The sequence below is a fragment of the Streptomyces sp. NPDC102441 genome, from assembly GCF_044765585.1.
Lineage (GTDB): Bacteria > Actinomycetota > Actinomycetes > Streptomycetales > Streptomycetaceae > Streptomyces.
The window spans coordinates 165,810-178,043 of sequence record NZ_JBIWKH010000011.1 but is presented as its reverse complement, the minus strand read 5'-3'; the positions used below and the strand labels follow the sequence as shown (position 1 = coordinate 178,043).

General features: G+C 70.7%; 10 protein-coding genes and 1 pseudogene. 5 read left to right on the top strand and 6 right to left on the bottom strand.

Annotation, left to right across the window (positions count from 1 at the left end):
- Positions 1-44: 44 nt before the first annotated feature.
- Positions 45-525: pseudogene (locus ACIREO_RS24675) on the bottom strand (GTP-binding protein); the annotation flags it as partial.
- 200 nt (positions 526-725) lie between these two features.
- On the opposite strand from ACIREO_RS24675, the gene ACIREO_RS24670 reads away from it, so the two are divergent.
- On the top strand, positions 726-1,325 hold the full coding sequence (locus tag ACIREO_RS24670) for a class I SAM-dependent methyltransferase (RefSeq protein ID WP_404113824.1): 600 nt from the start codon (positions 726-728) through the stop codon (positions 1,323-1,325).
- A 4-nt stretch (positions 1,326-1,329) separates the two neighbouring features.
- Here ACIREO_RS24670 and ACIREO_RS24665 read toward each other — a convergent pair whose 3' ends face one another.
- Complete coding sequence (locus tag ACIREO_RS24665) at positions 1,330-2,235, bottom strand: oxygenase MpaB family protein (protein ID WP_404113822.1); 906 nt, start codon at positions 2,233-2,235, stop codon at positions 1,330-1,332.
- Between the two features lie 192 nt (positions 2,236-2,427).
- Here ACIREO_RS24665 and ACIREO_RS24660 point away from each other — a divergent pair, with 192 nt between their 5' ends.
- Positions 2,428-3,333: a hypothetical protein gene (locus tag ACIREO_RS24660; RefSeq protein WP_404113820.1), complete on the top strand. Its 906-nt coding sequence runs from the start codon at positions 2,428-2,430 to the stop codon at positions 3,331-3,333.
- 54 nt (positions 3,334-3,387) lie between these two features.
- Here ACIREO_RS24660 and ACIREO_RS24655 read toward each other — a convergent pair whose 3' ends face one another.
- The 3 genes from ACIREO_RS24655 to ACIREO_RS24645 form a co-directional block, all read right to left on the bottom strand.
- Positions 3,388-3,930 (bottom strand): MOSC domain-containing protein, encoded by a 543-nt coding sequence (locus ACIREO_RS24655; protein ID WP_404114070.1) that lies wholly within the window; start codon positions 3,928-3,930, stop codon positions 3,388-3,390.
- Positions 3,927-4,109, bottom strand: a complete 183-nt coding sequence (locus ACIREO_RS24650) for a hypothetical protein (protein WP_327111752.1) — start codon at positions 4,107-4,109, stop codon at positions 3,927-3,929. The genes ACIREO_RS24655 and ACIREO_RS24650 overlap by 4 nt, the downstream gene beginning before the upstream one ends.
- A 96-nt stretch (positions 4,110-4,205) precedes the next feature.
- Complete coding sequence (locus ACIREO_RS24645; protein WP_404113818.1) at positions 4,206-5,270, bottom strand: fatty acid desaturase family protein; 1,065 nt, start codon at positions 5,268-5,270, stop codon at positions 4,206-4,208.
- 260 nt (positions 5,271-5,530) lie between these two features.
- Here ACIREO_RS24645 and ACIREO_RS24640 point away from each other — a divergent pair, with 260 nt between their 5' ends.
- The 3 genes from ACIREO_RS24640 to ACIREO_RS24630 all read left to right on the top strand — a co-directional run bounded on the left by ACIREO_RS24640 (position 5,531) and on the right by ACIREO_RS24630 (position 10,379).
- The gene (locus tag ACIREO_RS24640) at positions 5,531-8,416 is read left to right on the top strand and encodes a DEAD/DEAH box helicase (RefSeq protein ID WP_404113816.1); all 2,886 of its coding nucleotides are present in this window, start codon (positions 5,531-5,533) and stop codon (positions 8,414-8,416) included.
- Entirely contained in the window at positions 8,413-9,705 is a 1,293-nt protein-coding gene (locus tag ACIREO_RS24635; protein ID WP_404113814.1) for an SWF or SNF family helicase, read from the top strand. The genes ACIREO_RS24640 and ACIREO_RS24635 overlap by 4 nt, the downstream gene beginning before the upstream one ends.
- Before the next feature lie 92 nt (positions 9,706-9,797).
- Positions 9,798-10,379 carry an N-acetylmuramoyl-L-alanine amidase gene (locus ACIREO_RS24630; protein WP_404113812.1) on the top strand — a complete coding sequence of 194 codons (582 nt, stop codon included), beginning with the start codon at positions 9,798-9,800 and terminating at the stop codon, positions 10,377-10,379.
- A 60-nt stretch (positions 10,380-10,439) separates the two neighbouring features.
- Here the strand turns inward: ACIREO_RS24630 and ACIREO_RS24625 are convergent, their stop codons facing one another.
- Positions 10,440-12,218, bottom strand: a complete 1,779-nt coding sequence (locus ACIREO_RS24625) for a serine/threonine protein kinase (protein WP_404113810.1) — start codon at positions 12,216-12,218, stop codon at positions 10,440-10,442.
- Between the last annotated feature and the right edge of the window lie 16 nt (positions 12,219-12,234).

Below are 12,234 nucleotides of genomic sequence, written 5' to 3'. Positions count from 1 at the left end.
GGCGCACGGTTCGGGGCCTGGATGACCTTGCCGGCACCCTTGTCTCACCCGGGGCCGGCGGCCTGGCCGACCGACTCCAGGAGCCGGGCGGTGTGCATCCTTCCGGCGTACTCGACCATACGGATCAGGACTTCCTTTCCGGAGGCACGGTCACGTGCGTCGCACAGGACGACGGGCGTGCCCCGGTCCAGATCCAGTGCGCGCGAGACGTCGTCCTCGGCGTGGGTTCTCGCGCCGCTGAAGCAGTTGACGGCGATGACGAACGGGATGCGGCGGTGTTCGAAGTAGTCGACGGCCGGGAAGCAGTCCTCGAGACGCCGGGTGTCGGCCAGGACGACGGCTCCGATCGCACCCTGGGACAGCTCGTCCCACAGGAACCAGAACCGGTCCTGCCCCGGCGTGCCGAAGAGATAGAGCGACCCCCGAACGAATCGTGATCCGGCCGAAGTCCATGGCGACCGTCGTGGTGGTCTTCTGATCGACCCCACCGGTGTCATCGACGGACCGTCCTGCCTCGCTGAGGAGAGTGAACGGATTTTGACTTATGTGTCCGGACTGGTTCGTTCAATGCCCGGATGGGATCGCAATCCGTCCTGAGTAGGCGGTGCGCACGACAACTGGCGGAGCCCTCGAAGCACAATGTTCCCGAACGATCCGGCAACGTTCGAACATGTGCACCGCTTCGTGTCGTTTCGCTCGGGTGCGGACTGCGCGATCATGTCCGTATGGCCGACGACCACACACACGTCCAGGACTTCTTCTCCGCGCGGGCGGCGGACTGGGACCGCCGTTTTCCCGATGACGGCCCCGCCCATGCCGCCGCCGTGGGCGAACTCGGCCTGCGTCCTGGCGACGCCGTGCTCGACGCGGGGTGCGGTACGGGGCGGGCGCTGCCGGCCCTGCGCAACGCCGTCGGGCCCGGCGGCACGGTGCTCGGGGCCGATCTGACGGGCGAGATGCTGGATGAGGCCCTGCGGGCCGGCAGGGAAGCGAGCGGCACCCTGCTGCTGGCCGATGTCGCGCGGCTCCCACTGCGTGCCGGCGCGCTCGACGCCGTCTTCGCCGCCGGGCTGATCTCGCATCTCCCGCATCCCGGGCAGGGGTTGTCGGAGCTGGCGCGGGTGGTGCGCCCGGGCGGCCGGCTTGCTCTGTTCCACCCCATCGGGCGTGCCGCGCTGGCCGCACGGCACGGCAGGGCATCCTCTGACGACGACCTCAGGGCCGAGCCCCGCCTCACGCCCCTGCTCGCCGACACCGGCTGGCGGCTGGACGCCTACACCGACAAGGACAGCCGGTTCCTGGCGCTGGCCGTGCGGGCCGGCTGAGGCATCACTCGGCCGGTGCGTCCGATGGCCGTCCGTGCGGCACGGGACAACCGCGTACGCCCGGCGTGGGGAACGTGCCGAGCCCGGCCACCTCGTAGCCGTCCGGGTAGCCCTTGATCTCGGGGTTCTGCCGCGCGAAATGCGGGGTGGAACGCGGTGGCATCAGCCGTACGGCGCGGGCCCTCAGACGCAGGGCGCCGCGGGTCAGTCCCCGGGCCACGCGGCCGGGTCGCCGGTACCGGAACGTCCGCAGCAGGGAGTCGTCGAGCAGAGCCATGCTGGCCTTGCGGACGACGGGGGCAATCGGGCGCGGGTACCAGGAGCCCATCAGGGCCAGGGTGGCGTCGGAGACCGCTCGTGCGCCCTCGTCCCAGCCGAAGTGCTCCTCCTCGTAGGAGTCCAGGGCGCGTTCGAAGTCCTCGTACGTCTGCGGCAGGTCCTGGATGCCCATGCGGGCGCCGAGCGTGCGGTAGTAAGCGGCGAAGGCGCGCAGCTCGTGGCCGGACAGCCTGCGCCAGCCGTATGTGTCGAGCCAGCGTTTGGGGGTGACGACGAACGTGCACAGCACATAGCGCATGTCGTCGTTGCTGATGTCGTAACTGCGGTGCATCCGGTTGATCCGACGGACAGCCGTACGCCCCTCTTCGCTGTCGAAGCCGTGTTCGACGACGGTATCGAGGAGAAGTGCGGTGTCGTCGTACCTCTTCTGTGAACGTTCCGTCAGTTCGCCTGTCTCGGCGAGCAGTCGGCCGATGCTGGGTACGGCGTACGTGCGGTACAGGGCGAGTTCGAGAGCGCGGGTGATGTCCCAGGGGAACTCGTACGACACGGTGAGCCGGTAGATCTCGAGGAAGTCCCGCTCCGGGTCGAGCCGCTGGATCTCCTTCAGGCGTTCGAACCGCTCCGTCATGCTGTCCCCCTCGTCGGCCGGAGGCACAACCCTACGTGTGCCCTGCGGGCCGGCGCCACGGCACGAGGGATGCTGTGGCGTGCTCCGGCAGCCGGTTGTGCGCTCCTGGTGAGTGGCCGTTGCCGCTTGTCAGGGCCTCGACGACAGGGTTACCGACTGGTTAGGGTGCGCCGACGGAACAAGCGATCAGGGATGAGGGTGTGTGCTGTGACTGCGACGGACGACACGGTCGCCGACGACGACGCGTTGTTTGTGCTGACCGCGGTGCTGCTGACCCCCGCACAGTTCCCCAGCGTGCTCGGCGACGACTACGTGGCAGCGTGCGCCGCGCTCGGACTCGAGCCGTACGCCGAGGGGTACGGACTCGTGCTCGGCCAGGACAGCGACGGAGCCCGGTGGACGGTGGTCGTCGAGGACGTCTCGCTGGTGGCTGTCGCCATCGCCTCGTGGGACTGCGGAATGGAGTACGACCTCTCCCCCGACGACCGCTCGGTGGTATGCGCGCTCCCGGGGTGGCCGCTCGCACTGGCGGTCGCCGCGCCGGACGTCCCCGAGCCGCACGATCCGGCGCCCGGGCCGGACGATGTGGGCCTGACGCCTCTGACTCCGCCGGACACCGAGGTCTGGGGCGCTCCGCAGCGACGCCTCGGGGCGGACGAGATCGCCCTGCAGTGGGCCGCGTGGCGCGAGCAGATCGATGACGAGACCGCCTTCGGCCCGTCCGAGGAGTCCGGGCCGGACGGTGACGCCTCGGCCGACAGGATCCCGGCCGAGGACGAAAGCCCGGCCGAGGAGGAGAGGAACGCGGAGGAGCCCGCCGGGGCCGGTCAGCACCCCGGCATACGCAAGGCACTCGAAGCCGCCCGGGCGTATGTCGGCTCGCCGCCCCCGCCCGGCCGGATCCGTTCCTCGTTCGCCCCTGGCGGGGCACGTACGCTGCGGGTCGACGGCCCCGGCTGGTCCCTGGTGGCGAGGACCGACGACATCGCGTTCGTCCTGCTGGATGAGGAACCGGGCGAGATCATGCCGGTAGGCCGTGGCCCGGAGCTGCCGGGCCTGCTGAAGTCTCTCGACGCACTGGCCGTCCGGCCGTCCTGACCCAGCCCCGCGCCGCGGGGCCCCGCGCGGCTCCTCCAACACGACGCGTGTATGCTACACGCGACGTAGGGGGCGGTGCGGCTCCACGGGCAGCTCCGCCTCGACCGCGTCACCGGGCCGCACGACCCCGCCCGTCGTGACGACGCCCATGATTCCGGCCCTGCGGACGACCGTACCGTCGTCCGCGCGGCCGACGACCTGCTTGAGCAGGCCGTCCTGGAAGTTGTCGATCTGCAGGCACGGGTTCCGCAGCCCGGTCACCTCGACGACCGCTTCGTCGCCGAGGTGGAGCAGGGTGCCCACCGGGAGGGAGAGAAGATCGATGCCGCTGGTCGTGACGTTCTCCCCGAGGTCTCCCGGGCCGACCTCGAATCCCGCCTCCCTGAGCTCGGCGAAGAGCTCCTGGTGGATGAGGTGGACCTGCCGCAGATTGGGCTGCGTCGGGTCCTGGGCGACCCGCGAACGGTGTTTCACCGTCACACCCGCGTGGATGTCTCCCTCCACGCCGAGCCCGGCCAGGAGGGTGACGCTCTCCCTGTTGGGCTTGGTGAAGGTGTACTCGCCGTTGCTGCTCACGGCGGTGACCACGCTCTTCAGCGGCCTATCTCCTTACGCCCGATCCTCCGGAGCCTGCGCCGCTGCGACGGGTCAAGCATCAGATAGCCCACCGTGGGTACGCCGATGAGGACCAGCAGCGACCACCAGAATCCGATGAACGGAATCAGGACGACTGCTGCGACGACTCCCCCGATGGCGATCTTTGCACCGTTCGACATGATCCATGCCTCCTTCGCGGCCTGAGCCGCTTCTGGTGGGAGAACGCCTGCGCGCCCCCATCGGTTCCTGCTCCGCGGAACAAGTCCCGCGACGGCCTACCGGAGCGGCTCCCCGACCTCGTGCATGTGCTGCAGCGCCTGCCGGTAGGACTCGATGATGCCCGTCTCCGCGTACGACATCCCGATCGAAGCGCAGTGCGCCTTGACCAGCGGCTGCGCCAGGCGGAGGTGGGGGCGGGGCATGCTCGGGAAGAGGTGGTGCTCGATCTGGTAGTTGAGGCCACCGAGGAACCAGTCGGTGAGCACGGCGCCCCGTACGTTGCGCGAGGTGAGGACCTGGCGCTGGAGGTGACCCCAGCGGTCACCGTCGGGGTCGGGCATCTCCATGCCCTTGTGGTTCGGGGCGAAGGCCATGCCCAGGTGGAGGCCGAAGAGCGCGTGGTGGACGAGAGCGAAGACGACGGCCTTGCCCGGGGACATGACGGTCAGGAGCAGCGTGGCGTACAGCGCGAGGTGGCCGGTCAGCAGAAGGCCCGACAGCACGCGTTCACGGGCGGGCTGGCGCCGCAGGAACTGGAAGCCGTAGATCTTGAGCGCGATGCCTTCGAGAAGCAGCATCGGAAAGAAGAGCCGCGCCTGGTTGCGGGTGAGCCAGCGGGAGAAGCCCTCGCGCTGGGCGGCCTGCTTCTGGGTCCAGACCAGGGCCCCCACCCCGACGTCGGGGTCCTTGTCTATGTGGTTCGGGTTGGCGTGGTGGCGTACGTGCTTGTCGTTCCACCAGGCCTCGTTCATTCCGAGGAGCAGATTGGCATGGACGAGGCCGACGATCCGGCCGGCCTTGCGGTCGCCGGTTATCTGGGAGTGGCCCGCGTCGTGCCCGAAGAAGGCCGTGCGGGTCCACAGGACGGCCAGCGGCAGGGCGAGGAACAGGTTCCACCAGGTGTCACCGAGGAGCACCATGCCGGTGATCACGGCTCCGAGAGCGGCCAGGTTGGCGGCGATCCCTGCCGCGTACCATCCCGTACGCCGCTCCAGGAGCCCTTGCCCCCTGACGGTCTTCAGGAGCGGCGCGAAATCACTTCCGGGGGCCGGCGGGGCCGCCGGGACCCCCGTTCCGTCGCCGATGTGCTGCGCATCGGTGGCTGCTACCGCCTGGGGCATGACGTCTCCGGTTTCTGGGCATCTGCGCTGACCTCGTCAAACGTACGGAGGGCGGGCTTGCGGCAGCCATGGCGCCATCACCCCGGTCGTGCGGGGGGGAATCCCCCGTGACCGGTAGTGGGGCGGGCTGTACCCCAAGCTTCAGAAGGCAGAAATGAGTGAGGTGGATCACTGGGCATTTCTCCCGGAACGGGCCGTGGGTGGAGTACCCTCGGCGAACCCCGGGCTCACTAGTCAAATTTGAGGAATCTGACATCGCTGTGCACAGGCTCCCTGCGGCAAATCTCAACGAGATCTCTGAACTGTCCCGCTGCTCCGCAGTCTTCCTCCCCGCAGATCCGGCCCGTACCGGCCTGATCGCGTTCTGGAATGCGGACGGTAGCACCCCTCCCGGCGAACACGGGAGTCCGACGGAGCTGACGGTCGTCGGAAGTGACGTCCGCCCTTACGCGGTCCCGGCGTTGCTGATGCCTGTGCGGGACGCGCTGCCGGTCCTGACACGGGCGCGGGTGGGCTCCCACGCGTCCCCTTCTGCGGCCTTCTGGGGCGCCGCGGGAGTCCTCGCGCTCCAACTCGTCGCGCGCGGGCTACTGCTGCCCGGGCTGAGCCCCACGGACCGCGATGCCTGGCGGGCCGGCCCGCTGAGCGCGGACGACCTCGCGCGGATCCGGGTACTGGCGGCTTCCATGCCGCCCGATGCTCACGCGGTGCCGCTCGACCCATCGGCCGTTCCCATGATGCTGGCCGAACCGGCCTCGCTGCTCCGGTCGTTCCTCGACGCGGTCGTCGACGGACTGCCTCGTACACCGGCGGCTGAATTCGTCACGGGCACACCGGCGTTCGCGGTGCCGGCGGCGCAGCATCTGCCGGGACTGCGGCCGTGGGCGGCCGATGTGGCGGCCGGCCACGACGCGGGCGTGCGGCTCTCGCTCCGTGTCGAGGTCTCGGGACTCGGCGACGCGGCCCGCACGGAGGACGGCGAGGACGGTCCCGGACGCGTGCCCTCGTTCCGTGCTGTCCTGCAGATCCACAGCGTCCAGGACCCGGCCCTCGTCGCCGACGCGGCGGATGTGTGGGCCGACCGCTCCCCCGCCGCGTCCCTGTTCGGTCCGCGCGCCCGCATGGACGCCCTGCTCGCTCTGCGGCAAGCCGCCCGGGCCTGGCCGCCGCTGACGCCCCTTCTGTCGGCCGCGGTCCCGGACGCGGTCGAGCCCGCCGACGAAGAGATCGCGGAGCTGCTGGGCCCGGCTGCCAGGGCCCTTGCCGCAACGGGTGTCCAGGTGCACTGGCCCAAGGAGCTGGCGGGGAAGCTCACCGCGCGAGCGGTGATCGGCCCGCGGGGCGACGGAGCCGCGACGGCGGTACGGACCGGAGCGGACACACCGTCCTTCATGTCGGCCGACGCACTGCTGGCGTTCGACTGGCGGTTCGCGCTGGGTGACAGGAATCTGAGCAGGGCGGAGCTCGACCAGCTGGCGGAGGCCGGCAGACCACTCGTCAGACTGCGCGACCAATGGGTGCTCATCGACCCGGAGGACGCCCGCCGGGCCCGCGAGACCCAGGACCGTGAGGTGGCCCCCATCGACGCGCTGGGGGCCGTGCTGACCGGGACCACCGATGTCGACGGGCACCGGGTGGAAGTGGCGGCCACGGGCTGGCTCGAGCAGCTGCGCGAGAGGATCGCCGACCCCGAGTCGGAAAACCACCGGACGGTCGGTCAGCCGGACGCGCTCGACGCGAGTCTGCGTGACTACCAGCTGCGTGGGCTGAACTGGCTGCACACGATGACCTCGCTCGGCCTCGGCTGCTGCCTCGCCGACGACATGGGACTCGGCAAGACGATCACGCTGATCGCTCTGCATCTGCACAGACAGGGCATCGAGTCCGCTGCCGGACCCACGCTCGTGGTGTGCCCGACCTCCCTGATGGGCAACTGGCAGCGGGAGATCGAGAAATTCGCCCCGGGCACACCGGTACGCCGTTTCCACGGCGGGTCGCGCTCGCTGGAGAACCTGGCGGACGGCGAGTTCGTGCTCACCACCTACGGCACCATGCGTCTCGACGCGGCACGGCTGGCGCAGGCGTCGTGGGGCATGGTCGTCGCCGACGAGGCGCAGCACGTCAAGAACCCTCACTCGGCGACAGCCAGGAAGCTGCGCACCATCGGCGGTCGGGCCCGCATCGCCCTCACCGGCACCCCGGTGGAGAACAACCTCTCCGAACTGTGGGCCATCCTCGACTGGACGACCCCCGGACTGCTGGGGCGGCTCGGCGCCTTCCGTACCCGCTACGCGAGCGCGGTGGAGGGAGGCAACGATCCCGCCGCGGCCGAGCGGCTCGCGTCGTTGGTCCGCCCGTTCCTCCTGCGGCGCCGCAAGTCCGACCCCGGCATCGCACCGGAGCTCCCGCCGAAGACGGAGACCGACCGTGCCGTGTCGCTCACGGCGGAGCAGACCGGCCTGTACGAGGCGGTGGTACGCGAGACCCTCGAGGCGATCTCCGGCGCGGACGGCTTCGCACGGCGCGGGCTGGTCATGAAGCTGCTGACGGCACTCAAGCAGATCTGCAACCACCCGGCGCAGTACCTCAAGGAGGAACAGCCGCGGATCGTGGACCGTTCCGGGAAGGTGGAGCTGCTGGACGAGCTGCTCGACACGATCCTCGCCGAAGGCGCCGGCGTGCTGGTGTTCACCCAGTACGTGCGGATGGCCCGGCTCCTGGAACAGCATCTGGCGGCGCGGGGGGTCCGCACCCAGTTCCTGCACGGTGGCACGCCGGTCGCCGAGAGGGAGGCCATGGTGAACCGCTTCCAGGCAGGCGAGGAACCGGTGTTCCTGCTGTCGCTCAAGGCCGCCGGCACGGGGCTGAATCTCACCAGGGCCGGTCATGTCGTGCACTTCGACCGCTGGTGGAATCCGGCGGTCGAGGCACAGGCCACCGACCGTGCGTACAGGATCGGGCAGACCCAGCCGGTGCAGGTACACCGGCTGATCGCCGAGGGCACCATCGAGGACCGGATCGCCGCCATGCTGGCCCGGAAGCAAGGGCTCGCGGACGCGGTACTCGGTGGCGGCGAGGCCGCGTTGACGGAACTGAGCGATGCGGAGCTGGCCGAGCTGGTCGAACTGCGAGGGGGCACACGATGAACGAGGGTTACGAGCCGGTGCGCACGTTTGCCACGCTGCCGCCCGCGCAGGGCCGCGGATTCGCCGCTTCCTGGTGGGGGCAGGCGTGGCTGAAGGCCTTGGAGGACACCGCACTCGACGGTCAGCAGCTCAAGAAGGGGCGGCGGCTGGCCAGGGAGGGCAGGGTCGGCGCAGTTTCCGTCCGGCCGGGACGGCTCACCGCGGTCGTGCAGGACCGCGACTCGACGGCGTACCGCAGTGATGTCCTGCTCCAGGAGCTGACCGAGGATGAGTGGGACCGCATCCTGGACATGGCGTCCGAACGGTCCGGGCACATCGCTGCCCTGCTCGACCGTGAGATGCCACCGCACCTGGTGGAGGACGCGGCTGCTGCCGGTCTCGAACTGCTGCCGGGAATCGGGGACCTGGAGCCGGAGTGCAGCTGTGAGGCCTGGGACCACTGTCCGCATTCGGGTGCCCTCTGTTACCAGGTGGCGCGGCTGCTCGACCAGGACCCCTTCGTGCTGCTGCTGTTGCGGGGGCGCGACGAGCGGCGGCTCCTCGACGAGTTGCAGGTGCGCAGCGCCGCCCGGGCGGTCCGGGGGACGGGTGACGGGGCGTCGGCGGAGTCTCCGTCCGGCGGTCCGGCACCGCGCGGGGTGCCGGCCGACGAGGCGTACGCGGCGCGGGACATATTGCCCCCGCTGCCCCCTCTCCCGCCCCTGCCCGAGGAGCCGGGCCTGCCGCCGTCACTGGGCACGGAGACGGATCCGGCCGCGGGCGTCGATCCCACGGCCCTGGAGTTCCTGGCCACGGACAGCGCCGTGCGGGCGTTCGCGATGCTGACGGAGGCGCTCGCCGCGGGCCACGGACAGCGGCCCCCGGCAGCCGCGCTGACGCCGGAGCAGGACGCCGTGCGGCTGGCCGCGGACGGCCGGCCCGACGCCCGTCTCGCGGCGCGCCTCGGTGTGGCGGCCGGACGCGGGCAGGCAGGGCTCGATGTCGCGGTGCGGGCCTGGCGGTACGGCGGGACGGCCGCGCTGGCGGTGTGCGACGAGGAGTGGCTGCCCGGCCCGGACGAACTCGCCCGGGCCCGGGCACAGCTCGCCTCGGCGTGGGAGGAGGGCGAGGGTCCGCAGCTCCGTGCCGCCTGCAATCGCTGGACCGCGGTCGGCTCCGGCGCGCAACTGCGGTACGGACGCGACGGGAGGTGGTGGCCGTACGCCAAGGAGCGGGGCCGGTGGGTGCCGGCCGGCCCGGCGGAGGACGATCCGGCGGCCGCCCTGGCCGCGCTGCTGTCCGGCACCTGAGGGCGCGGCACCTCCCCGGTGCGGAACCGTACGGTGGGGGCGGCGCGTGTTGTGCCGTAGACCGGACCACGCCTTACGCACAGGAGTGCTTGATGCAGCGCAGACGGATTCTCCACGGCGCCGCGGTCATGGCAGCCGCGGCGCTCGTGCCCGCCTCTGACCGCGCTGTGGCCGCGTCGACGGCGGACACGGACTACCCCGGAGCACAGTGGTCTCCGGCGGCCGCTGCCAACTACACGGCTTCGAGCCGCCCTTCGGAGCATCCGGTCGACCGTGTCATCATCCATGTCGCCCAGCAGACGTTCACCGAGACGATCGGCATCTTCCGGAACGCGGCCGGCAAGGTGTCCGCCCACTACGTGGTGCGCTCGGGGGACGGATTCGTGGCCCAGTGCGTGCGGGAGCGGGACGTCGCCTGGCACGCCGGGAACTGGGACTACAACACGCGCAGTATCGGCATCGAGCACGAGGGCTGGGTCGATCAGCCGTCGTACTTCACCCACACGATGTACGAGCGCTCGGCGAGGCTCACCGCGGACATCTGCGATCGCTACGGCCTGGCCAAGGACCGCGCGCACATCATCGGCCATCACGAGGTACCGGGCAGCGACCACACCGACCCCGGGGTCCACTGGGACTGGGTGCGCTACATCCGTCTCGTCAACCTGCTCTGAGACCTGCCCCTGCGGCAGGCGGGTGGTGCGGGGCGGAACGCCCTCACCACCCGCCGCGTGTCAGGCCCCCGCGTTGCGCCAGACCGTCAGATCCAGCGCCATGTACTTGCTCGGTGAATCCTCGGCCGAGAAGCCCTGCACCGTCACGAGACCGATGTGGCCCGTGCCTGTGAACACGCAGACCTGACGGCCCTTCGACAGCTTCTCTGTGGCGATGTTCTCCGTGAACCGGGTGTCCGCCCGGCAGGCTTCGAGCGAACCCTCCTGGGACGGGTCGAGCAGCACCAGCTTTCCGTCGGTGCTCTCCGCGTCGAGGTATCCGCCCGTGTCGTAGGAGAGTTCGTAACCGGCGTCCTCGCCTTCCTGGGGCCGTACGTCCTCGTCCGCGAGGGTCAGGTGGTAGCCGGCGGTGAGGTTGATGCCGTTGTACTCGGCGGGCTCGGGGTCGGCCTTCTCCCCCGCGTCGTCGGCCGACGTGTCCGCGGGCTTCGCGTCCGGGGGCCCGCCCGGCGTCCCGCTCGTCTCTTCCTTCTGCCCGCCCTGGGGCGAACTCCCGCCCTGCGTCTGCTTTTCGTCGTCCTTGCTGAGCAGGTACGCCGTTCCGCCACCCGCGATGCCGAAGACCAGCGCGGCCGCCAGAGCGACGAACAGCGCACGCCTGCCCGTGTTCTTCTTCGGCGCGGGGGCCTGGTTCGCAGGGGTGGGCACGGTGCGCCCCGGCCCGGGGTACGCCTGCGAGGGATGCTGGGTGGGCGCGTAGGGATGGCCCTGCGCACCCGCAGGCTGCGTGGGGTGGTGCGGCTGGTAGGGCTGCGGCGGCCCGAATCCCGGGGGCGGTGTGGCCGGGGTTTGCGCCACCGGTGCCGGCTCGGTGGGAGCGTAGGCCACAGCCGGCGGCGGGGTCTGGACGGGGGCAGGAGCTGCCGCGCGTACGGTGATGTCGGCGGCCACCGGTGCGGGAAGCCAGTCCTCGGGGCGGCGCAGGACCGTCTCCGCGTTCGCGGTCCGGCAGAGTTCGATGATCTCGGCGATCGACGGCCTGCCCGCGGGATCCTTGGTGAGGCAACGGGTGACGAGCTCGGTCAGCCGCTCCGGAATCCCGGTGAGGTCCGGTTCCTCGTGCACGATGCGATAGAGCACTCCGTGCGATGTCCCCTCGCCGAAGGCCGGGATTCCCGTCGCCGCGTACGCCGCCACCTGGCCGAGGGCGAAGATGTCGGTGGCCGGTGTCACCTTGCGCCCGGCGGCCTGTTCGGGCGCCATGAACGAGGGGGTCCCGATGGTGACCCCGCTGCCGGTGAGAGAGGTCGCGTCGGCCGCGTAGGCGATCCCGAAGTCGATGACCCGGGGCCCGTCCGCGGCGAGCAGCACGTTGGAGGGTTTCAGGTCGCGGTGGACGATGCCCGCGCCGTGGATGACGTGCAGCGCCTCCGCCATGCCGGCGATCAGCAGGAGCACCGCCTGCACGGGCAGGGCGCCGTGCTCGCAGACCGCGCCGGCCAGTGAGGGGCCGGGCACATACGCGGTCGCCAGCCAGGGCTGTGTGCCCTCGGTGTCGGCGTCGATCACAGGCGCCGTGAACAGCCCCTGCACCCGCTGCGCGGACTGCACTTCCTGCGCGAAGCGGCGCCGGAATTCCGGGTCCTCGCCGAATTCGGGGCGAATCACCTTGATCGCTACGGGCCGCCCGCCGGGTGTGTAGGACAGATAGACCTTGCCCATACCGCCGGCGCCGAGCTTGGCCGCGATGCGGTACCCGGCGATCGTGGACGGGTCCTCCTCCGCCAGTGGCTGGAAGATCTGGGAGCCGTTGCCCCGGTCCTGCTGCTGACCACTCATCTGCTTGCTTCTCCCC

Bases quoted from the DNA above. Each gene is read 5' to 3' on its own strand.
- ACIREO_RS24630 (WP_404113812.1), top strand. From the start codon at position 9,798: ATGCAGCGCAGACGGATTCTCCACGGCGCCGCGGTCATGGCAGCCGCG.
- ACIREO_RS24645 (WP_404113818.1), bottom strand. From the start codon at position 5,270: ATGCCCCAGGCGGTAGCAGCCACCGATGCGCAGCACATCGGCGACGGA.
- ACIREO_RS24660 (WP_404113820.1), top strand. From the start codon at position 2,428: ATGAGGGTGTGTGCTGTGACTGCGACGGACGACACGGTCGCCGACGAC.
- ACIREO_RS24665 (WP_404113822.1), bottom strand. From the start codon at position 2,235: ATGACGGAGCGGTTCGAACGCCTGAAGGAGATCCAGCGGCTCGACCCG.
- ACIREO_RS24635 (WP_404113814.1), top strand. From the start codon at position 8,413: ATGAACGAGGGTTACGAGCCGGTGCGCACGTTTGCCACGCTGCCGCCC.
- ACIREO_RS24650 (WP_327111752.1), bottom strand. From the start codon at position 4,109: ATGTCGAACGGTGCAAAGATCGCCATCGGGGGAGTCGTCGCAGCAGTC.
- ACIREO_RS24670 (WP_404113824.1), top strand. From the start codon at position 726: ATGGCCGACGACCACACACACGTCCAGGACTTCTTCTCCGCGCGGGCG.
- ACIREO_RS24625 (WP_404113810.1), bottom strand. From the start codon at position 12,218: ATGAGTGGTCAGCAGCAGGACCGGGGCAACGGCTCCCAGATCTTCCAG.